Consider the following 22,853-nt stretch of genomic DNA (forward strand, 5'->3'; position numbering starts at 1 on the left):
AGTATTGTATTTGCTGTTACCGACAGTTGTTCAACCGATACAGCTCGGGCCACCTTTACTGTAGTTCCTGACACAGTAGCACCAATAATCACCGTTGATGCCTTCATTGACTCAGTTTGTAATGGAAATCCACCGGATACATTGTGGGCTTCATGGACTGACGAATGTGGTGATAGTGGAGAATTGTTTGCTCTTCCTGTCTTATCTTCTGCTCCTGATTGTGAGGATGTATATGCTTATACTTTCTATGCGGAAGACAATTGTGAAAATAGTTCCGACACAACAATTTACGTAACCAGGTATTATGACCAGGTTGGTGGTTGTGAAACAATGTTTGGTCGTTTGGACGATGACACTAAGGCAATTTGCTTCCTGGATGATGACATGTTTAACAGATGGGGATGGACCAATCAGATTACTGAAAGAGGTGTTACCTATACAATGAACATGTATGCCGGAGCAGCGCACTGTGACATTACAAACAGAGAGCCTGTTGGAACTGTCCAAGTTACCTGGCAAGGTGATAGTGTTCACGTTGTATACGAAATGAACCCAGGACAGTATCTGGATGAAATTCATGTATACGTAGGAGAAGATCAGTTCCCAACCTTGAATAAAGGCAAAAAACCAAAGAGAACTGTTGCTCCTGGTCAGTATACCATAAAAGACGAAGATTTGATTGTTAACAATGGAGCCGATTTCTGGATTCATGATGTTAATTATGAAGATTTCTTCTGGATAATAGCTCATGGTGTAGTTTGCGAATTGACTTGTAATTGTAGTGCTCCTTATCCTGAATTTGGAGGACCTGAGATTCAGACTGCTTATGCTAAGCCTGCAAGTGTGAAAAAATCTGTGGATATACTCTTAGGAGTTGATCCGGTTCTTCAGGATAGTGAACTCAAAGTATTCCCGAATCCATTTGATGAAGTGGTTAACTTTGAATTTGTTCCTGCAGTTAGTGGTCATGCCGTACTTGAAATTCACAATATGCTTGGACAACGAGTTGTTAGATTACTCGATCAACCTGTTGAAGCTGGTGAATTGCAGCGCGTAGAGTTCAGACCTGATTCCGAAATTTCAGGTGTCTATCTTTACAGACTGGATATCGATGGCGATGTTCGGATTGGAAAACTTATTTACCGAAACAGATAAATACTTTTTCAGAATCAATAATTACAACTTACTGAAAACAGTAATTGATTTCGGGAGGTTCTACTAAAAGTAAGATGAGAGGCTAGCTCAGAGGAGCAGCCTCTTTTCTTTTTATATCATTTGAAATCTTAGATTGTTTTTTGTATTTCATTAGCTTTTTAGAAAACTATCCGACTATAAGATAACTCAGTTACGAAAAGAATAATTGATTAATCTACCGATTGACTTATCAGGGGGTTGGAATATAAATGTTTATAGAATCAATTTAGTTATCGGCGAATTGTATTTGGTTAGAAGTGTTAGTCAAAATGAGGTTTATGGAAAGTTTCGTGAATATACCAGGCATGTTTTAATGTTGAATATGCTTGAAAGAGAAATGTTCAGATAGAATTTATATAAGTATAAATGTGAAGAAGATGCAGGATATTTCAATTTTTTCTTAACGTTGTTGTATCCCTTTTCCTACAAAGATTTAATCAAGCACTAATTCTTAATGATTAGTTTTTTGTGGAAATAATTTTCATTTACTCTTATCTGTAGGATGTATATTCCTGAAGTAATATCCAGATGGTTGGATGCTCTGCGATCCCAAACAAGTTGGTGAATTCCTAAGGGAAAAGACTGAGCGCTAACAAGAGAGCAAATAAATTGCCCGAATTGATTGTATAGTTTAGCATCAACAACTGATTCTTTGGCTAATTCCAGTTCTATTGTAACGCTATTTGTAAATGGATTAGGGTAGCATATTGCATTAAAATGCTCATTCCTTGCCGGATTTTCTATGTCGACAAATTGATTGGGAGATAAGCTCAAAATAGCAGACGCTTGTTTTGTAAATGTTTGCTCACCTGAAATGTAGTTGAAATCGGGTTCAAACTCTTTATCCAATTTTTGTTTCCAAACGCGAATACTATAATTATTACCCTCGCTAAAGCCAGGCATCCCAAGGTTATCATCCGATGATGCAGAAATATTTATAAGTTTATCGACGATGTTTTCTTTTTTTACGATTTTGGTACCAACACAAGTTGGGCCGTCAAATAGTGCTATTTCATCGCCTTCTTCAAAAATATCATCTTGAAAATCTACAAGGTAAAAATTCATATGGTCAACCCCATTACCCTTAAATGCAGTTTCGAAATATTTTGTTTCCGTTTGCGGGTAGGAATTTTTTAATTTCCAAGACAATTTTGATGATTTTAAATTGGTGTGCTCTGTTGTAATAAAGAAACCGTTTCCTGGATTTTTAGGTGTTTCCGAGATTGTGTCAGTGTTAACCTGGTAGATCCATAATGTATCATCAGCATTTACTTTTATTTTGTATCCTTCGCCAGGAATCATATTCCCAATGAAATTTTGCCAGCCACCGTATACACCAAGGTCTTCAATTGATTGTCCACTCTCATCCTGAACTTTTATAAGGGATTCGCCTGCAATTAACTGGCTAACAACCGCCATTGCGTCAATCGTGTCTAATAATGGAAACCCCATCAGATTCCAGCCTGTAGTTAAGGGTATTGGGTATGGATAATTGACTTCAGAACCACAAAAATTAATACTATCGGCATTTGTCATTTTAATTTTGTATCCTTCTGTTGGCAGAATATCGCCAATGTGGTTTGTCCATCCTCCAAATATTCCCATATTTTCCAGCGACCATCCAGTTTCATCTTGTATTTTGACCAATGAACCATTATCTATTAGTTCCTGAAAATTAGTTTTGATATTTGCAGTATCCAATAAAACGGGTGATGAGAGAATATTCCAACCAATTTCTAAATGAACGGTATAACATTGTTCTGTTGATTGCTTTGTAGCAGAAAGTTTAGCCGTAACCTCTTTATTATTAGTGATTATTTGATTTTTTAAATTGGTGTTTGAATCGTTGCGTGAAGTAAAAAAGTTTTTTGATAAAGCTGCATTCGAAGCAAAGAAAATAACAAAAAAAGTGACTATAATTCTTAATTGATTAATTAGTTGTTTTTTCGTCATCATTTGATTTGAATTGAACAGTTTCCGTACATACAATATACAAAATTGAATTCAGATTCAGAACAGATTCTTTTCTAAATAAGCTGTTTATCAGTAGAATAAGCGAATTCTATAATTAGTGAGTGAAAATTGTAAACTAATGATCATAACTCTATTGTATGATTTAATCGGAGGGAAAAACAGATAATTCAAGAATGAGAGGTAATATTATAAATTTAATAGCCTAAACTGCGGGGTATCAATTTGTCCAACCCGGTGGTTTTGGTTCATCTACTTGTTGAGTACTATTTACTTCCATGCTGATACCAATTTCAACATTACCACCATTACTTGTTACCGTGATTGATCCTGAATAGTTACCGGTGGATAAATCGGTTCTGTTTACGGTAATGGCAACCTGATCTGATTCAGAAGTTGTTTCTCCGTTTGGGGTACTAATTGTTAGCCAACTAATCTCTTCGGAGCATGACCACGATAGTATCCCTCCGCCAATATTATTTATGCTTATGTATTTTTGAGTGGAGACCGTATCAAAATCAAGCGAAGTAGGAGAGACGGAAAGTATTGGAGTTGTATTCGATAAAACTTCAATAAAATCATACTTTACATTTGAATCGGAACCAAAATTATTGGTGGCTGTTAATTTGACTGAATATATTCCTGCCGTAGAATAAATATGAGATGGATTTTGAATGGTACTGGTTTCTCCATCTCCAAATTCCCATTTCCATGATAACGGAGAATTTGTTGATAGATCGGAAAAAACAACTTCTTCGCCCTCATCAATCACCGTTTTATTTACTGTAAAATCAGCAATTGGAAGAAACGAATTAACCGTAATGTAATTTTGTTTCATAAGTGAGTCGATTCCAAAACCGTTGGAGACAACTAGCTTAACCGTATATATTCCGGTTGTTATGTATGTATGAGATGGATTTTGAATGGTACTGGTCTCTCCATCTCCAAATTCCCATTTCCAGGACGTTGGGGAATTTCCGGATTGATCAGAAAAGTATACCTCATCTCCTTGATTAATTGTAGTAGTGTTTGCCGTAAAAGCTGCAACCGGATTTAAGGTATTAATAATGATGAGATCTTGTTTTACGATGGTGTCGGTGCCATAAATATTTTCGGCAATTAATGTAACTGTATATGTTCCCGGTGTTAAATAGGTATGAGATGGATTTTGAATAGTACTGCTTTCTCCATCGCCAAAATCCCATGTCCAATCTGTAGGATTATTAGTCGATAAATCGAAAAAATCGATACTACTTCCTTGATTTACATTTTGCGCTGACACCTCAAAATTTGCATGTGGAAGAGAATCTGTTACATCAAATATAAAAGTATAAGTTTTGTCGCCGTTTGGTTTGTCATGGATAGCATCCGATACTATTTCTTTGGCATAACCCGTATATGTTAGACTGTCACCAAGACTATATTCAAATGTGTTATAACTATTTTTCGCGGATTTGAGTTCTCTATTAAGGAATTGCGTATCAGAGTTGCCGAATAATTTCAATTCTGGGAACTCGCTGGTATTGTTGCAAATAATCTTGGAAAACAAATGCAGGTTTGGTGAAGTGATCGTTAGAAAAAGTACCCCCTTTACATTTGATTTCAAAAGAAGTTTATTATCACCAGGCCTTATAAAATTAGTCCTCTCAATAATTTTTCTTCCATCCACTGAAAAAACTTTGATCAGAGCTCGTTCATATAACTCAGAATGAAAAATAATATGAACCGTGTTATCAAATGGATTGGGGAAGGCAGTAATTTTCTGGTTCTGATTTTGTTCCAATTCATCGATTGCTGTAATTAGAATCGAAAAAAAATTGCCAGTAACCAACGTGTCAGTGCTATTAGAGTTGTTTATTATATGAACACTATCAACAAGCATTGGCTCTTGATTAAAGCCATTTTCACCCAAAAAGTCAAATGTTCTGGTTTGACCATAGCTATTAATAATACAAAGAGTGAAAAAGATCAGATATATGTGCGAGTGTTTCATTATCGATTGATTATAGTAACTTGAATAATAGAAAGATATAATGGGTGTACTCAAAAGTTAATAGGTCCAGATAATCTTTTGACTATAATTGTAAGTTGCATTTTCAATATGTACCACATAAACTCCTGGTTTGGCAGAAAAATAAATTAAATTCTTATTCCCTTTATATACTTCTTGCGATACAAGTTTACGGCCAGCGATGTCAAATACACTTACCTGTGCAGGTTTTTCATAAGTAGAAATCAATTGTATATAACCATTCTCTCTATTCGTTCTAATTTCAAATGGATTGGGAATTTCCACAAGCGTATTATGAGTGACAAAATTGTTACTGGTGTGTAAATAAAGTGAACCGGAGTTTTTATATTTTTCGGAGTAAGTTATTGAATATAGATTTCCGGCTTTTAACGATGTAAATATACCTGTTACTTTATCTTCCAGTATAATCTCACATTCATCGGGGAGATTGAATAAAGCAGAAGAAAAAATGACTTCATTTCCAGGTTGGGCGTCGAGTCCAAATGGAATCACTAAATTATTATAATCTGGTGGAAGACACTGAATCGCAAAATCAACTCCATTATCATCAACGAGTCTTGAATACAATGAAAGTTCCGGATTTGCGTTAAACACACCGGCATCATAAGTTATATCCAAACCAGTTGTCATCGATGAATTAAACTTTATCAAAGTACTAGTGCTAATGTTCGTAATGGTTGCAGTTAGCTGTATTGCAGGCCATTCTGTATTCCCTGATTTTAATGGAACTCCCGGCTGATGCGCCTGCATTGCGGTTGTAATATCAAAAGTGCGGGAACTGTTGTCTTTTGCACGTACAAAAAAGCCCTGTCCAGCTTGAATATAATCCTGATTCAGCGTTCCTGCAAGGCTGCCTCCTGAATTATTTATGATTACATATTCCCCTGAATATCCGGAAGATGGATCCCATAAGTAGAGTCCTGCATAGCTTGGATCCAGATTATCGACATTTGATGCGGATAAGAGATGATCGATACTTGAAGCAGCATTGGTTGCTCCAATTGATGAAGTAAAGGGATTTCCTAGTAAATTCCATCCCTGATTTAAATACGAAATTGGAATATTGTTAACGTCATCTATATTTATTTGTCCTGTAAAAGTAACAGTCCCGGCAGATTCGCGGAGAGTTGAATAACCAGTACCAAGCATAAAATTAGTGCCGGGATCGCTTGTAGGATAATTACTCCAGTCGTCATTTTCTTCAACATAATCAGCGATTGCATATTTTGAGGCATTAATTGCTATGTCATTGCCTGCAGCGGTCGTCCATGTCCATAAATTTTGACCTGATACTGGAGAACTTATCAAGTGCCAGTTGACTCCTCCTGACAGATAACGTTCAAAGTTTATCGATGCATCAGAACTACCTTCTACTATTAATGATCCGTTACTGGTTTCGTTAGTAGCGGTAATCGTAACTGTTCCTGCATTGTTTAAATCACCACTTACTGTTAGTTCTCCGCCGCCGGTAATGGTTAATTCTCCATCCGATTCAATAGTTAGATTGTTACAAACAGCTCCACTTGCATTAATAATAGGAATATTAGTAGAATCCGGTATTAGAGCATTATCATAAACTGTTGGAATTGTATCTAATTCCCAATTGGTTTTTGTTAGCCAGTCGTTATTCGTAGTTCCCAACCAACGAGTGGTCGGAGTGAACCTATACGATAATCCATCATTAACGTAATTCTCCATACCATAAAACAACGTTTCTTCATCATCAGAAAATGTGTATGAAGGCTCTGTTCCAGGTATAATTCTCATAAAACTGTTGTTTCTATCATCGTTGATCCCAATGCTTATCCCTCCGTCGGACCAACTAAACCAACTGTAGGTTGAACTATCATCGCCATACCTGAATTCAATTATGTTAGTTCCTTCGTACAACCAAACCTGGTATTTTAAATGTATGTTGCCGCTTGTTTGGTCCGAAGCTCCTGTCCAGAACGCTAGATTATTAAATTCAATTTTTAATATTCTTTCTCCTTCAAGACCTGTTAATTCGTATCGGATGCCACCTCCGGTATTAATAACCAGATCATCCCATAAGGGGGCCAGAAAAAGGTGTCTTTGAATACTGGACAAATAATTATCATATAGCGAATCTTTCCATACAAAACTATTATCTAATGTCATAAAGCCATTAGCATTAACTTTAAATTCAGTATAAGGCTTAAAGTTATAAACGAAGGTAAAACCAATTGGAATTGCATCAGAAAGTCCGTCATCCCATGTGTTATAATCAAGATCATCTACGAATAAATCAACATAAGATGTAGTTAGCGCATTGTATGTGCTTCCTGTACTATAAGAAAATGTATACAGAGGTTGAGCGTGTGAAATATATGACAAAAGGGTAAATACTGTTAGGAATAGGAGATAATGAATACGAGAAATCCGGTTTGGGAGAATCTTAACGTGAGTTTCCATATAAAAAGCTTTTGTATGGGTTTTGAATTTCAAAGTATCTCGAATCCACTTAGATTCTATGTACTTATGCGATTCTAACTTTTGTTTTTACTTGTTATAATTTAAGGATTATAAACGATTTTGCCAAAAAATAATGTCTTGATTTTTAGCGATGTAGAAGTTTGGCGATGAGAATAAAATACCTTTATGATTTTTTGTTCAGTATCCCAGCTCATTCTTTTGTATCTTTCAATTATGGATATAATTCCTCATTCATGAGAATGTAAATCTATAATTGTTATAGGTCAACACTTAAGAGTACTAAACTTATGGAAACAAAAAACCATGTATTTATAGCCACAAGTATAGATGGTTATATTGCCGATAAAAATGGAAGCATCGAATTTCTGCAAACTATTCCTAATCCGGAAAATTTAGATTTTGGATACAATGCTTTCATTAAAAAGATGGATGCAATAGTAATGGGGCGCGGTACTTTCGAAACCGTATTGGAGTTCGGCATTTCTTGGCCCTATCAGATACCGGTATTTGTTGTTAGTTCACGAATACAGGATGTTTCCGATGATTTAGCAAGAAAAGTGGAGATCGTAAACGGAAGTCCAACTGAGATTACTCAAATGATGACCGAGCGGGGATTCACGAATATTTATATCGATGGTGGGATAACAATTCAACGATATTTACAGGAAGATATAATTGATGAAATGATAATTTCAACCATTCCGGTTATATTAGGTGGAGGTACTTCTTTGTTTGGAGAATTAACAGATCTACTCGAATTTGAATGGATTTCTTCAGAAATATTTCTAAATGCCATTACACAGGTTAAATACAGACGCAAACGATAAACAATATTCGTCTCCGCTAATTCTTTTTCCGCTTAACACCTTTCAATGGTTCAGCATTAAGAGGATTATCAGGCCAGTGATGTTTCGGATAACGTGCTTTCAATTCCTTTTTAACTTCGAAATAGGCATTGTTCCAAAAGCTGTTTAAATCATCGGTTACCTGAACCGGTTTGAATCCGGGCGATAATAAATGCAGTAAAACTTTTACACTTCCATTGTTAACGGTCGGTGTATCAAGCAAACCAAATACTTCCTGCAAACGTACGGCCAAAATCGGTGCTTCGCCGTTTGATCCATATTTTAGTTTAATGTTCGATCCGCTAGGAACTGCTATTCGTTCCGGCGCAAGCTTATCCAACAACTGTTGTAAGTCGAAACTCAAATGGTGTTGAAGTACTTCTTTTAGTTTAATTTTCTTAAGGTCTTCCGGCTTTTTCACATCAGTAAGATATGGTGAAAGCCATTCGGAATTGGTAGCAAGCAAATGGTTTGTACTTACATCAGGCCAATCATTAGTAGCATCCCAAAGCTTCAGACTATTTATTCGGTTTTGCCATTGTTCCACATCAGGATTAAAATCAAGCAGCCAGGCACCTTCTTTTTTTATGGCATCTGAAATGGCCTTTATTTTCATGTCTATATTATATTCCTGTAAGGGTTTTTGTTGAAGAATAATGCTGCCAATTCTCAATTCTGAAAATGCAGAAAATCCACCTCTTTTAGTGTCCCAGGAGACGGATTCCACAGTTTTGACCATTGGCGCCAGATCTCGAGGGTTTAGTGGCGATGCTAAAAATATGCGGCCAACTCCATCGCGCGCATTTACGCTTGCGATCGACAGCCAATCTTCATGTGCCAGATCGTCTTCGTGCCCGGCTGCTGCGATATTTCCGTTTGCCAGTTTAAATTGGGCATTGTTACCGGGAGTGGCGTGAGCAATGCGTTCAGGGTAAGCATAGGCGAGTAATAATCCGGTTTCAAATGGATCAATAGCAGAGTTGTCTTCCTCAATATTGAGCATTTTCTGGTATTGTGCCGAAACCTTTGCAATATGCTTCAAACGCTTGTTTTTTAAAGTTCCTGTACGGTAACGGCGCAAAGCTTCAATACGTAAATTTATGTCTATTCCGGCATCGCGGTTTAACGGATCGCGTTCTTCCAGAATGGCAGCAATGTCGCACGCAAGAGCTGTGAGATCATCGTTTTGTGCCAACAGTAACATGTGTGCCAATCGAGGATGACAAGGCAGACGATGAATCGCTTTTCCATGTTCTGTAATTGTTCCATCATCAGTGGCATTCAGTTGTTCCAACAATTCATTGGCTTGAGAAACATGACCTTTGGGTGGGGGAGTTAGCCATGTCAATTTGTTAATATCATCGACGCCCCATTTGGCCATTTCAAGTGCCAGCGAGGCTAGGTCTGCTTCTTCAATTTCAGGAGTACGGTGTTTGTTTAACCGATGATGCGTGGCTTTTGTCCACATACGATAACAAATACCGGGGCCAAGTCGGCCTGCACGTCCGGCTCTTTGGTCGGCTGAATCTAAAGTTATTTCAACGGTTTCAAGACGCGATAAACCTGTGTTTGGATTAAATTTTAGGGTTCGACTAAAACCGCAGTCGATAACAACTTTTACACCTTCAATCGTTAAACTGGTTTCGGCGATGGATGTGGCAAGAATGATTTTACGCCGTCCTTCGCGGCTGGGCATTATTGCTGCAAACTGCTTTTGCGGCGACAATTGTCCGTAAAGCGGATGAATGGCAATCCCTTTGTGCTTGTGTCGTAAAATAGCTTCTGTATTTTTAATTTCTCCTTCGCCGGGCAAGAATACCAAAATGTCACCATCGTGTTTTTCTACGGCTTTTGTAATTACACGGTTTGTCAATTCAGGAAGAAGTTTGAGGTCGTTGTCGCCTTCGTAATGAATTTCAACGGGATACTGGCGTCCTTCGCTAACTACCGACGGTGCTTTAAGTAGCTGCGTGAGTTGAGGCATATTCAAGGTGGCCGACATTATCATGATTCGCAAATCAGGACGCAAAATCTGCTGAGCCTCACGCGATAGAGCCAAAGCCACATCAGCAAAAAGACTTCGTTCGTGAAACTCATCGAAAATTACCATTCCGATGCCTTCCAAAGCATTGTCGCTTTGCAACATGCGCGTTAGTATTCCTTCAGTAACCACTTCTAACTGTGTGGCTTCACTTACACAGTTGTCAAAACGAATGCGATATCCAACACGTTTACCAACCTTTTCACCTAAAAGTTCTGCAAGACGGGTGGCAATACTTTTGGCTGCCAGACGGCGCGGTTCAAGCATGATGATCTTTTGCCCTTTTAGCCAGCTTTCTTCCAGCAAAACAAGTGGAATTACCGTACTTTTTCCGGCTCCCGGAGGCGCATGTACAATTAAGGTATTTTCTCGTTGTAAATGTTGTTTTACTTCGTCAATAACATCAACGATGGGTAAATTGGTAGTATGTGGATCGAAATTCAATTTCTCAGATTTAAACTATAAAGTGCAAAAGTAGGGTGTTTTTATAAAACAACAGCGGATGAATTAAAACTCACCCGCTGAAAAGTATTTTATGTTTTGCCGATTAACCGGCTATTTCAATTCCAACCGGACAGTGGTCGGAACCCATAACTTCGTTTAAAATATATGCTTTTTGTAATTGCGGAATAAAACTTTCGGAAACGAGGAAATAGTCGATTCTCCAGCCGATGTTCTTGCCGCGTGCTCCGGCCCGGTAACTCCACCACGAGTATTTATCAGTAGCATCGGGGTAAAAATGGCGGAACGAATCAACCAGTCCGCCTTGCGTAAAACGATCCATTCCATCAATTTCCTCTTGCATAAAACCGGCCGATTTATTGTAGTTAGGTTTTGGTCGTGCCAAATCGATAGGGCGGTGGGCCACATTAAAATCGCCACACACCAAAACCGGTTTTGTTTTTTCCAGTTCTTTCAGGTAATTAAAAAATGCGAGATCCCATTCCTGGCGGTAATCGAGGCGTTTTAATTCGCTGCCCGAGTTGGGCACATAAACATTTACCAAATAGAACTTCTCATATTCAAGGCGTAACACACGGCCTTCAGTATCATGGACATCAATTCCCATATCGCGCGAAACGCTTACCGGTTCTGTTTTTGAAAGGATGGCCGTTCCCGAGTAACCTTTCTTTTCGGCCGAATTGGAATAAATATGATATCCGTTTATTGACTCCAGTGTTTCGGCAACCTGATCATCCTGTGCTTTGGTTTCCTGCAGACAAAGTATGTCGGCATCCATTTGTTTAAAATCTTCAAAAAAATTCTTTTTGGCAACGGCACGTATTCCGTTTACATTCCACGATATGAGTTTCATTTTTAATAATTATTTCCGGTTAAAATAATAATTACAGTTTAATAGCAGAAGTGTTCACCGCAAAAATAAAAAGCCCGGACAAAAGCCCGGGCCCAAAATATATTGTTTTGTAATTTTTGGAGTATCAAACTCAAATAATCGGTTTAGAACGAGAATCCAAGTTCCAGTTCAAACTGATTCATTTCAATTTCAATGGTTTGTCCTGATGGAGGATCCATTGGATTTGCACCTTCAACGCTAGTGTTCATCGCATAATTAAATGCCAAATGGAACTGGTTTCCTGATTTTCCAACTTCTTTAGAAAGTCCTAATGCAATTTGATTTTCAATTACACCTGGTGCTAAAATATTAAACATTACTTCTGAAGACTGAATTGGATTGTCGCCAATTGAAAGTCCGGCACGGAATTCCCAAGTATCAACTCCAGCATAGTTAAATCCAAGTTTGTAAACCATAATGTTGTCCCATCCAAAACCTGCGCCTTCATCAGAACCAAGAGGAGAAGTCATCAGGTTTGGAAGCATTGGGTTCCCGATTGATTTTACATCGCCAAACATAATTTGTTTTACATCGGCCATAACAGTAAAATCTTCAACTACTTCCCAAGCAATACCTGCTGTCCAGCTCGATGGAATATCAAAATCTCCCTGTTCTGCAAAAAGACCAGCATATTCATCGAATTCACTCATCCAAACTTTCGATTGGTAGGTAACACCAACTGAGAAGTTATCAGTTAGTTGTCCGAGGTAACCGATTTTAAAACCATATCCAAAACCACTGTCAGTACCGTTTCCAGATAAAGCTGTAGCATCTGAAGAAAAAGCGCCAAATGACATCAGTCCTTTTGCCTCGAAATATTGGTAGGCCAAAACACCGGTTACACCAATACTGTGTTTTTCGCCCAGTTTCTGCGAGTAAGTAATGTTTCCATACATCTGAGCCAGGTTAACACCGGTAGTTTCTGATGTTGGATCGTAGAAAGTAGCAGTCGGATAATCAGTGTTCATTCCACCGTTTCCGAATAAGGCTGCAGAAATACTCGAGTTATCGCTAACCATCCAGTTGGCACCTGCTGAAGGCATAAGGAATAATTTACTGTCGCTTTCAATTGTTCCCGGCATTAAACCAAATGTACCTTCCATTCCTGATGGATTACCTGCAACTGTGTACTTCCGGTTTGGATTAAAAAAGTTTACTCCTACCTGGTATTTAGTTCCTAAAAATACATTTCCTGCAGGGTTTCCGTTAATCAATGATCCCTGGTAAAATGCGATTCCCGCACCGGCTAAACCTTTATTTATGGTTCCGTATCCAACGCTGAAATAGCCATCGGTGGCGGCTACCTGAGAAGTAATAAAAAGACCTGCAATAAATAGAACAAGACCTTTTAAATAATTTAAGTGTTTCATTTAATTAATAATTTTAAGGTTATATGGCAGTCTTTGGCATTTGCACAAACTACTGAATTAGTCTAAAAACATAAACCCAAATCCTTATGCTAAAGTCACTCTGCCCAATAATTTTATTGTTAGATTTTACAAAGGTATTTTTGAAAATAAAATGGGATTAAAAAGGGTTTATGATACATATCATAACAGTAACATAAGTTAGAAATACTCGTATATCCGTTCAAAAAACCAAGACACATACATTTTATTGAATGTTGGATCTCAGGGTTAACAAAACACTAACGAATTACTGTTTTATCGTTAATAAAGAAAATTTAGAGGATTGAACAAACTTCAATTCCGTATTTTTGTTAATGGATTAGAAATACAATTATTATGAGTAAAAGTTCTGCGCCTTCCAAACAAAGGAAAAGAGACCGTCGGGATATGATTCAGTATATAAATCTTCAGTTGGCTTCATTAGGTCAACCATCGTTTATTGATGAATCTGATTCCGGCATTAAATATGCCAATGCAAAATTCCAAACCTTAACCGAAGGTTTGGTAAGAAGTTTTCAGGAAAAATCGCGTTTACTGAGCGAACACATGTCGCCGGTTGATGCACGTATTCAAAATTTTATAGACGACTACCTTAAGGAACTTGAGTTTGAAAAAGCTTACCGTTTGCCCAATAATACTTTGGTGTTGAACCAAAAAAATATGGCCCGCGAGTTAAGTTTACCACCTAATGGTAAAGAGTTCAAAAGCGATTTATTAAGTTCTTATCGTTTAAAACAGGGAATTTTAAATAACCCTGCCAAAGATAAACGTACTACCAAAGGAACTTTCCATATTGTTCGAGGTGGGCTTCCGGTACCGGCTGATAAAAAAGAGGTGCCAAAAATCACTTTTGCACATCTTTTACATACGGCGCTTAATCCTACTGAAGAATTAAAGTTATTGCCTTTTACATCGGCGCAGGAAGAAAAAGCAAAAGTTATCGTGTCGTTACTGTTACGTCCGGTTGTTTGTCCAGAAGTGCCCGGTATTATAAGTGAAAAGAGCATGGAAGTGCGTTTCTTTGCTCCGGGAAGTTTGGTGAGTAACCTCGATTTTGTTGAAACAATTTTTGGTAACGCCGGCGATCCAAACCTTGCCGTTAACGATGCTGCGCTTGATATTGAGCACTGGACCGGTCACACAGGTTGTATAATTCTGGCACCACATTTAACTCAACTTAAAAAGAAAGATGTTGGCCTGCCACACTACGACGATGCTTCGGAGCGCCAAAAACGCGATGGCATGTGCTGGAAAGATGAAAACGAACTGTATAACGATGGATCGGCCTTTAAACTTACCTGTCGTGATGAACGTGGGGTAGTGGTTACCATTATTGCCGATAACTACTACGGATATTCCAAAAAAGAAATAAAAACACAAATCAGCTACTCGGCCAACCTGTTTGGGTTGGTTGAAGAAGAACATGCCGGTGGAGCCATTGCTTTTCCGCGTGGAAATATGAGCGACAGTGTGTTTGGAAATAATTTTACCAAAAAGTTTGATCAGCCGTATTCGTTCGAAGAGGTTAAAAAACTATTGGGAAACCGAATTGAACTGCAGGAAGGAAACTATGCAGTGGATAATAGATATCCGGATGTGGTTTACATTCCTGAAAATGCTGATATCGACATTGAAACCAGTGCTGTTAGCTGGACTTATAAAGGTAAAGATTACAGCCTTAAACTTTCGCCGCAAAAGGTTTATGTGCACCCAACCGGGCACAAATTTCAGCTGGTAAAACATCCAACACAATCAATGTGGCGAATAATTGACACCGCACCTGAAGGAATGTTCTGTCATAAACCAAGTACCGTTTCCGGTGGTGGAAAATCAGAGATTTCTAAATCGATGCAAAACGCCATTAAATTTGGATCGTTTTACATTGAAGACCTGGAACTGGTTGAAAACATGGTGGATGAGATCATCAATAAAGACTATTCAGACCGATGGAAGAATGTTCGCCCCGATGCAGATCCTTCGCGTTCGTTCCTTAGTAAAGAACGTACTCTCGGTTCGGCAGTTAAGCTTTTAACTCCTTCCGATCAGTATAGCGATGAATACAATAAATACCTGAAAGACCTGCCAAATAATGTGCGCACTTTGGCCTTTTTTGTAAAACGTCACTACCGTGGAAACGAGGAGCGTGGATTAAAATGGCGCGAGTTGTTTAATGTTGAAATCGTTAATGGCCGTCCGGGTAATGTGTTGCGTTACAAACACAATCCAATTACTGCCAGTTATGTGCGAATTGGTTTTAACGAAGAAGGTCGCTGGTATTTGCACAAGTTGCGTTCCGACTTTGTTCCGTCGATGAAAATTCAGACAGAAGATGATATTTCGGCTACTATAACTGTTCCGTCGAACCAGTTGAAGAACTTGAATAAGGAATACTCCAACCCAAGTGTGAAGCTGGTTACCAACTGCGAGAGTTACTTATTCCAGCGTCCCGACGAGGCAGTTATCAGAGGTTACGATAAAGAAGCAGAACAGGAAATTGTGGATAACAACACTTTCCTGACGAACTACGAGCCACTAACACGCGAAGATGCACAGGACTTGTTGGATAACGCCATAAGTTTTGAGAAATATACCGATCCGGTAAAACACTTTATTACTGAAGTGGCTTCTACTGATGGTGATAATTATTTTGTTACACCATCGCATCCACGAATTGTAGACGGTGAACCGACTAAAAATCCGCGCTATCTGCAACGAAATATTTTCAAGAACGAAACGCAGGATTCCTACCTCGGCGAGATTGGTGTACGACTTCATCGGAAGATAAAAGATAAAGACCCGGTTGTTTGGCCGGTTAACGCTGTATTACCGGGACGAAGAAATAATCCTGCCGACAAAGAAGCAGGTATTCGCCCGCTGGCAGTATACAATCCGATACATTACCAGGAGTTGCCTGAGTTGTTTATGGATTTTGTTGCAAGTATTACCGGAAAATCGCCATCGACAACAGGTGCCGGACTGGAAGGAGCACTTACAAAAGGGCCATTTAATATGTTGGTTCCAACTACCGATTTGAACAATGCACTGTTATCGTACATTCTTACCGAATACCAGGGATTTAGTTCGGCAGCCGGTTACATTGGTTCTGAAAATCGTTTCGATCATGATATCAGTATTTTGATTCCTGAAATCTGGGCTCGTTTGGTTCCTGAAGACCGCGATCCGAAAAAACTGATTGAAAATGGTTGTTTGGAAAAACTGGAAGATTTTGAATACAATGGACAAAAAGTATTGGCTAGCCGCTTAGGATATAGAATTACAGAAAAATTTGCTTTCCGTTGTATGAACAGATTGTTTGATGAGCCGCTGGCTGTATTTAACGAACGAATGCTGAAGCCTGAGGTACAAAATATGGAAGATTATGTTGACGGTATTAATAATATAACAGAAGCGATGCAACGTGCAGCTCAGCCTTTCTTCGAAGACGGAAGTGTTGAAGGTGCGATTCCTCCGTTGAAAGTATTGTTACACATAATGGCTTATGGTAATTACGAAGGAAAAGATATCAGCGATCCGGAATTGCGTAAACTTTTCGACAGGGAAGAGGTACTAAAAAGCGACTGGTACAAAGCCCGTCTGAAATTAAAACAAGAAAAGGATATTGCGTTGATGGTTGAACAGGTTGGTTACTTGGAAGACTTTAAAGCAAATGCCAATAATGCGGCTCTGGTTGCCGAAATGGATATTGATGGCCGTTTGGCCTTGGCAAAAGAGCGTCTGAAAAATGTTGAATCGAAGCAATATTTAAAAGAGCTGGTTGGCACCATTGGTGTTGATCCGTTGTTTAAGAAGTAGAAGATTTCACGATTTATATTGTAAGGTTCCGTTTGTGTTTACGAACGGAACCTTTTTTTTGCTGTAAACAAAAGGACGAGAGATTTGGTTATTATTCAGAAAATTACCTTTTGTTAACAGAATATATTTAGGATATGAATACAAGGAAACTCTCGATCATCACCGGCACAAGTTATCTGATCATCTTTTTTGCCGCCATTTTTGCCAATTTTGTTATGTTAGAATCCCTTAAACAAGATCCGCTTGAAACGATCAGGCTTAATCATATGGCTGTGCGGTTTGGTATTTTAGCCTTCTTAATCACGGTATTGTTTGATGTTGTCGTAGCCTGGGGACTTTTTGAATTATACCGCAAGCACATTTATACCCGACTAAGTACTTATTTCAGAATAATGCATGCAGCAATAATGGGAGTTGCTGTTTTTGCGTTGGTTTTAACGCTTAATTCTGATTCAGCTATGGATATTTTGCACCATGTAAATGTTTTTGAAATAATCTGGCTAATCGGCTTGTTCTTTTTTGGAGCCCATCTTATACTCTTGTCCTCAATAATTCAACGGCCTAAGTGGATAACAGTTTTTCTTTTAATTGCAGGAATAATGTATATGATTGATACTGCAGCTCACTTTCTGTTGCCTAATTACAGTGATTTTGCAGATGTATTTCTTGCTTTAGTTGCAGTGCCTAGTATTTTGGGTGAAATGGCGTTTACAGTTTGGCTGCTGGTTAAAGGAGGGAAAGAAAGCAAATGATGATTTCTGAATATTCAGGTTTTCTACTTTTCGGACTTTCAGAATAAAAAAAACGGTCTGCCCGATAAAATCAGGCAAACCGTAACAGCTTAACTATAACTTAAAATTACTATTCTTCTATATCCCACCAAACAGGAGTGGTCATATATTCATTTTCAAATACACCAAGTGCTTCAACTTTCGATGCATTGTAATAACGCTCGTAATAAGCCATTTGGTAACGACGAATGTAATCGTCGTCTTGTGGGAATGCAGTTTCGTAAACATAGGTCGGACGTTTAAATCCTTTGTAAACACCTGCATCGTAATCGTATGTTCCATCTGCCCCAATACAGTAATCACAACGTCTCATATCTGTCCATGCTTCAGGACTGTAGGTAAGTGTGATATATTTTTGGATCATAATGTGGCTCAATGTTAACTCGCTCGCAGTTTGAGCAACGGCTGCACTTGCCAAAAATTCAGCACTCTGATCAGCAGGAATTCCCAATACATCCATATTTGCCTGAATTGCTTCCTTGTAAGAAGTTAAGGCACTTCCTGTATTTCCCTGGCGGAAATAAGTTTCTGCCTCAATAAATTTCAATTCAGAATAGGTTATAAGGAAATACGGTGATGCTTTATCCGTATAAAATAATGGATTGTCTTCGCTTGCACGCATACCCACATAATTTTCATCACTAGTGGTTGGCGATGCATTTGTATAAGCCAAGTCAACCGCATAAGAATACTGTCCGGCATTTTCGCCAGAAACAATTTTTGGCAGTAAAACTTCAGCACGCGGGTCAACCACGCCACTGTTCCAGCTTTCTCCGGCACCGTTAATTGTATCAACAGTGTTCATGAGATAATCTTTCCAAAGTTTACCCGGTTTATTCGACGAACTAATGTTTTGACGCTGAATACACCATCTTGCAGAAATATCTCCATCTTCAGTAGGAATTGCGGCATCGTCGGCATTCGAATCGAATGATTTCGAGATGTTAGCAAGAATAGCACTAGGATTGTAAGAAAGCAAGTCAGTTCCTTCAGCTTTCTTTGTAAGGTGGCTCATGAAACGGGCTTTAACTCCGTATGCAAATTTTAACCATTTATCGATATCTCCGTTGTACATAACATCTCCAACTGAAAGGGCAGGGGCATCTGCGTCCTGGCTTTTCTGAAGATCCTCGATACCTTCGTCGATTAATGGAAGAATTTGGCTGTAAACGTATTCTGCATCGTCGTAATCAGGCTGAATATTTCCGGCAATACCATCCTGGTAAGCCATATATCCGTAGGCATCTACCAACTCGCCGTTACCAAATGCTTTCAGAATTTTACCAACACCTACATAGTGCCAGGCACCAATGTCTTTAGCGTCTTTCATCATTTCTTCGATGTTTACCCAGGCATAACCGTACCAACACTGCCATACCCATGCGTCGGCGTTGTTGGCAAACTGCCAGTTCTGAAACATATAATAGCGATAGCCCGGACGGTATGCATAACCCAATTGTTGGGTGAGGTGTGCAGTTCTAGTTCCGTGGCTACCATAAAAATCAGTCGTTTCGGCCAAAATATATGGCAAGCGCTGATCCGGGCCCGCTTCCTGCGTGGCATTCGGAGAGTTGTTGATATCAAGGTCGTAATCACAAGAGGTGAAAAATACCCCAATCAAAAACATAAATATTATCGTTATCTTTTTCATATCTAATCCTTTTTAAAACTGAACATTTAAACCGAATGAAACACTCGTTGTTGCTGGAACTCCACAGTAATCAATACCAGAAGATCCGGCTCCTAAAATACCAGAACCACCCGCACTCACTTCAGGGTCCATGCCTTTATAGTTGGTGAACAACAATAAATTAGTTCCCGACAATGAAAGGTCGATTCCTTTTACAAAACCAATTCGGTTACAAAGTGTAGCAGGCACTGAATAGCTTAAAGAAGCAGAACGTAAGCGGAACCAATTCACGCTTGTGATAAATGGAGTGGCTTCAGCTGTGTAAATGTTCTGATAGTAATCCTGATCAAGTGTAATGGTGCTGGTTGCCGGTTCGTATTCGCCGGTTTCAGAGTTCATCATTACACCTTCAATGGTTTGTGTATTTCCACGGTTTTCAGTTACCTTACTCATACCTGCGTAGGTCATTGAATATTCGGTAGCATTATAAACATCTCCGCCAACCCGTACATCAATCAAGAATGAAAGGTTCCAGTTTTTATGTGTAATGCTGTTATTCCAACCCAAAAGCATATCCGGCTCGCGGTTACCAACTACGTTGGTTGCATCGGTTGAGGTAATCGGACGTCCTGTGTCTGAATCTAAAATAATGTCGCCATCCTCAGTTCTTTCCCACAACTGACCTGTTAATCCAAGGAAAATTCCTTCGCCTACAGAAGCTGATTTAGCAGGTCCGATCTGTACATCAGTTACATAAAGTAACTCAACACCTTCAGGAAGATCGGTAACAGTACCGTCGTTGTGAGAGATGTTTAACGTGGTATTCCATTTCCAGTCTCTTGTTTGAATTGGTTTTCCAGTTAAAGTCAATTCGAAACCTTTATTGATTACTGTTCCGAAGTTTACATACTGGAAGATATATCCGGTCGCCATACTAACCCTTGGCGAGATAATCTGGTCTTTACTTCGTGTGTCATAATAAGTGAAATCAGCACCCAGTTTTCCGTTGAAGAAACGAACATCTAAACCAAGTTCTGTTGATTCGGTAGTTTCCGGTTTCAGGTATGGATTACCACCGGTGTATGCATTTTTATAACCTCCACCGATTACACTTACGGTTTCAAGGTATGTTGCAGTTTGATAAACAGGAGCGTCTTTACCCACCTGCGACCACGATGCACGTAACTTACCAAATGAGAAGGTTTCTTTTAAGTCTTCGCCAAATAATTCAGAGAATACAAAACTACCGCTTACTGATGGGTAGAAGAACGAACGGTTTTCTTCCGAAAGGGTAGAAGACCAGTCGTTACGGCCTGTTACACTTAAGAACGCGATATTCTTGTAGCTGGCTGTAAATTCACCAAAAGCACTGTATAATCTCTTTTTCGATTGGTAATTCGAGAACGATTTACTGTCTCTGTCTGCATTGTTCACACTGATAAACTCAGTAAGCAAGCCAATGGCTCGCTGCCTTTGGCTGAAATATGTACTTTGTTCGTAGTTGTGTCCCAACATCAGGCCCAGATTAAAATCATCCACTTCTTTATTGGCAGAAACAGTAAGGTTCGATGTTAAGATGTTGTTTTCGCGCTGAGATTCTGTTACTGCTCCATCAAGGTATGATTCAGTTACCGCAGAACCCGGAAATACTAAGTTGCGAGAGAATGTATTATAATGGTCGATACCGGCTCTGTATGTCGCAGTTAACCATTCGGTTGGTTGCATGGTAACATAGCCCGATCCGATAAAACGGTGAAGATCATCGGTAACAGGATTTTTGTATACTGTCCAATATGGATTATCAACGTCATCTGCCGGATCAACATCAGGCAAAAGCGGAACTCTTTGTCCGGCTTCAATCCAGTTGCTCATATCGTTTGTAATAGGCCATCTTAACAATCCTAACATCGCACCGCTACCGCTTGAACCGTACAAGCCCGAACCGGTAAGTGTTTTGGTTGTTTGCGAATAAATGTAGTTTGAATTCATTCCGAAAGTAAACCAGCCTTTTCGTTGTTCTCCGTTAATACGGAATGAATTGGTTGCATATTCGGTAGTTGGAACAATTCCGTTTTGATCCAAACGGTGAACAGAAATAAAGTAATTACCATTGTCGTTACCTCCCGATACACTACCGGTTACGTCGTAAGAAAATGCAGGCTCTAAAAATTCGCCCATGTTGTCGTAGGTAGTAGCGTTGCCAATTGGAGCTCCCCATGAGAATGCAGTTCCATCGTCGAAAGCACCGTCGCTACCCTGACCGTACAGTTCCTGATTTTCAGGTAATTTGTTGGCAACGTCAACTTTGAATTTTGAACTTACATTAACTTTAGTTGCACCACTTTCACCTTTTTTAGTGGTAATAACAATAGCTCCGGCAGCTGCTTTCAAACCATATAATGCCGCTGCAGCAGGTCCTTTAAGTACCGATATCGACTCGATGTCATCAGAGTTGATATCCATACCACGGTTACCACTGTAGGTAGAAGTTGCACTTAACCCTGCACCGTAATCGGCACCTACAGTGCTGTTGTCGATCGGAATTCCATCAACAATAAACAGTGGCTGGTTGTCTCCGGTTAACGAAGTACTACCACGAATAATAATCTGCGATGAAGTACCTGCACCACCACCTGAGTTGGTAACATTTACCCCGGCAATTTTACCATTTAAAGAGTTTACCAGGTTGGGCTCTTTAACCTTTACAATTTCGGTGCCTTCAATAGCCTGCACCGCATAGCCAAGTGCTTTGGTTTCTTTACGAATACCCATTGCAGTTACAACAACTTCATCCACCTGTTCCGAGGATGGTACAAGCATTACTTCAATGGTAGAAGAAGAACCCACAACGACCTCTTTCGATTCGAGTCCGATGTATGAAACAACAAGTGTTGCTCCCTGTTCTACAGAAAGGGAAAATTCACCGTCGACATTTGTCACCGTTCCATTCGAAGTCCCTTTTTCCAGTACTGTTACTCCGGGGAGTAAATCATTGGTAGATTGTTCTCGTACGACACCATTTATGGTGCGTTTCTGCGCCGTTGCAAATAATGTAACCGCGCTCATCAACAAGATTGTAAATAAGAATCTTTTCATAGAGAATTATTTGTGTTATAAAAAGTAAATTGATTATTTGTAGAGTTTACTGTATTTCTAGTTGTTTCGAAGAATTTTTTAGTTAGTTACTTTCTGGCTAATTGTTTGTTGTTCTGTAGATATTATAGCTTTTGGTATTGATTGTTATAAATATTACAACTTTAGTATTGTAATTTTTACAATCTCATGCAATATTGTAAATAATATTGAGAAATGACATCAT

General features: G+C 39.0%; 12 protein-coding genes. 4 read left to right on the top strand and 8 right to left on the bottom strand.

What is annotated here, in order from left to right:
• Positions 1-1,155: T9SS type A sorting domain-containing protein (locus tag SLH46_RS10115; RefSeq protein WP_320281064.1), on the top strand; the 1,155-nt coding region annotated here is incomplete at its 5' end.
• Between the two features lie 483 nt (positions 1,156-1,638).
• Here the strand turns inward: SLH46_RS10115 and SLH46_RS10120 are convergent.
• The 3 genes from SLH46_RS10120 to SLH46_RS10130 all read right to left on the bottom strand — a co-directional run bounded on the left by SLH46_RS10120 (position 1,639) and on the right by SLH46_RS10130 (position 7,630).
• A complete protein-coding gene (locus SLH46_RS10120) occupies positions 1,639-3,150 on the bottom strand; it encodes a T9SS type A sorting domain-containing protein (protein WP_320281065.1) in 1,512 nt (503 codons plus the stop codon).
• A 235-nt stretch (positions 3,151-3,385) separates the two neighbouring features.
• Positions 3,386-5,158 carry a PKD domain-containing protein gene (locus SLH46_RS10125; RefSeq protein WP_320281066.1) on the bottom strand — a complete coding sequence of 591 codons (1,773 nt, stop codon included), beginning with the start codon at positions 5,156-5,158 and terminating at the stop codon, positions 3,386-3,388.
• A 57-nt stretch (positions 5,159-5,215) separates the two neighbouring features.
• On the bottom strand, positions 5,216-7,630 hold the full coding sequence (locus tag SLH46_RS10130; protein ID WP_320281067.1) for a T9SS type A sorting domain-containing protein: 2,415 nt from the start codon (positions 7,628-7,630) through the stop codon (positions 5,216-5,218).
• Between the two features lie 308 nt (positions 7,631-7,938).
• Between SLH46_RS10130 and SLH46_RS10135 the strand changes: the two genes are divergently transcribed.
• A complete protein-coding gene (locus tag SLH46_RS10135; RefSeq protein ID WP_320281068.1) occupies positions 7,939-8,478 on the top strand; it encodes a dihydrofolate reductase family protein in 540 nt (179 codons plus the stop codon).
• Positions 8,479-8,494: 16 nt separating this feature from the next.
• Here SLH46_RS10135 and hrpB read toward each other — a convergent pair whose 3' ends face one another.
• The 3 genes from hrpB to SLH46_RS10150 form a co-directional block, all read right to left on the bottom strand.
• A complete protein-coding gene (gene hrpB, locus SLH46_RS10140; RefSeq protein ID WP_320281069.1) occupies positions 8,495-10,981 on the bottom strand; it encodes an ATP-dependent helicase HrpB in 2,487 nt (828 codons plus the stop codon).
• A gap of 103 nt (positions 10,982-11,084) precedes the next feature.
• Positions 11,085-11,852 carry an exodeoxyribonuclease III gene (locus SLH46_RS10145; RefSeq protein ID WP_320281070.1) on the bottom strand — a complete coding sequence of 256 codons (768 nt, stop codon included), beginning with the start codon at positions 11,850-11,852 and terminating at the stop codon, positions 11,085-11,087.
• A 143-nt stretch (positions 11,853-11,995) separates the two neighbouring features.
• A complete protein-coding gene (locus SLH46_RS10150) occupies positions 11,996-13,261 on the bottom strand; it encodes an OmpP1/FadL family transporter (RefSeq protein ID WP_320281071.1) in 1,266 nt (421 codons plus the stop codon).
• 426 nt (positions 13,262-13,687) lie between these two features.
• On the opposite strand from SLH46_RS10150, the gene SLH46_RS10155 reads away from it, so the two are divergent.
• Together SLH46_RS10155 and SLH46_RS10160 are read left to right on the top strand one after the other, a co-directional pair.
• Positions 13,688-17,113 carry a hypothetical protein gene (locus tag SLH46_RS10155; protein WP_320281072.1) on the top strand — a complete coding sequence of 1,142 codons (3,426 nt, stop codon included), beginning with the start codon at positions 13,688-13,690 and terminating at the stop codon, positions 17,111-17,113.
• Between the two features lie 134 nt (positions 17,114-17,247).
• Complete coding sequence (locus SLH46_RS10160) at positions 17,248-17,865, top strand: DUF4386 domain-containing protein (protein ID WP_320281073.1); 618 nt, start codon at positions 17,248-17,250, stop codon at positions 17,863-17,865.
• A 109-nt stretch (positions 17,866-17,974) separates the two neighbouring features.
• Here the strand turns inward: SLH46_RS10160 and SLH46_RS10165 are convergent, their stop codons facing one another.
• Both SLH46_RS10165 and SLH46_RS10170 read right to left on the bottom strand, forming a co-directional pair.
• Complete coding sequence (locus tag SLH46_RS10165; RefSeq protein ID WP_320281074.1) at positions 17,975-19,555, bottom strand: SusD/RagB family nutrient-binding outer membrane lipoprotein; 1,581 nt, start codon at positions 19,553-19,555, stop codon at positions 17,975-17,977.
• A 12-nt stretch (positions 19,556-19,567) separates the two neighbouring features.
• A complete protein-coding gene (locus SLH46_RS10170) occupies positions 19,568-22,630 on the bottom strand; it encodes a SusC/RagA family TonB-linked outer membrane protein (RefSeq protein ID WP_320281075.1) in 3,063 nt (1,020 codons plus the stop codon).
• Positions 22,631-22,853 lie beyond the last annotated feature (223 nt).

Source organism: Draconibacterium sp. IB214405 (assembly GCF_033963885.1).
Taxonomy (GTDB): domain Bacteria; phylum Bacteroidota; class Bacteroidia; order Bacteroidales; family Prolixibacteraceae; genus Draconibacterium.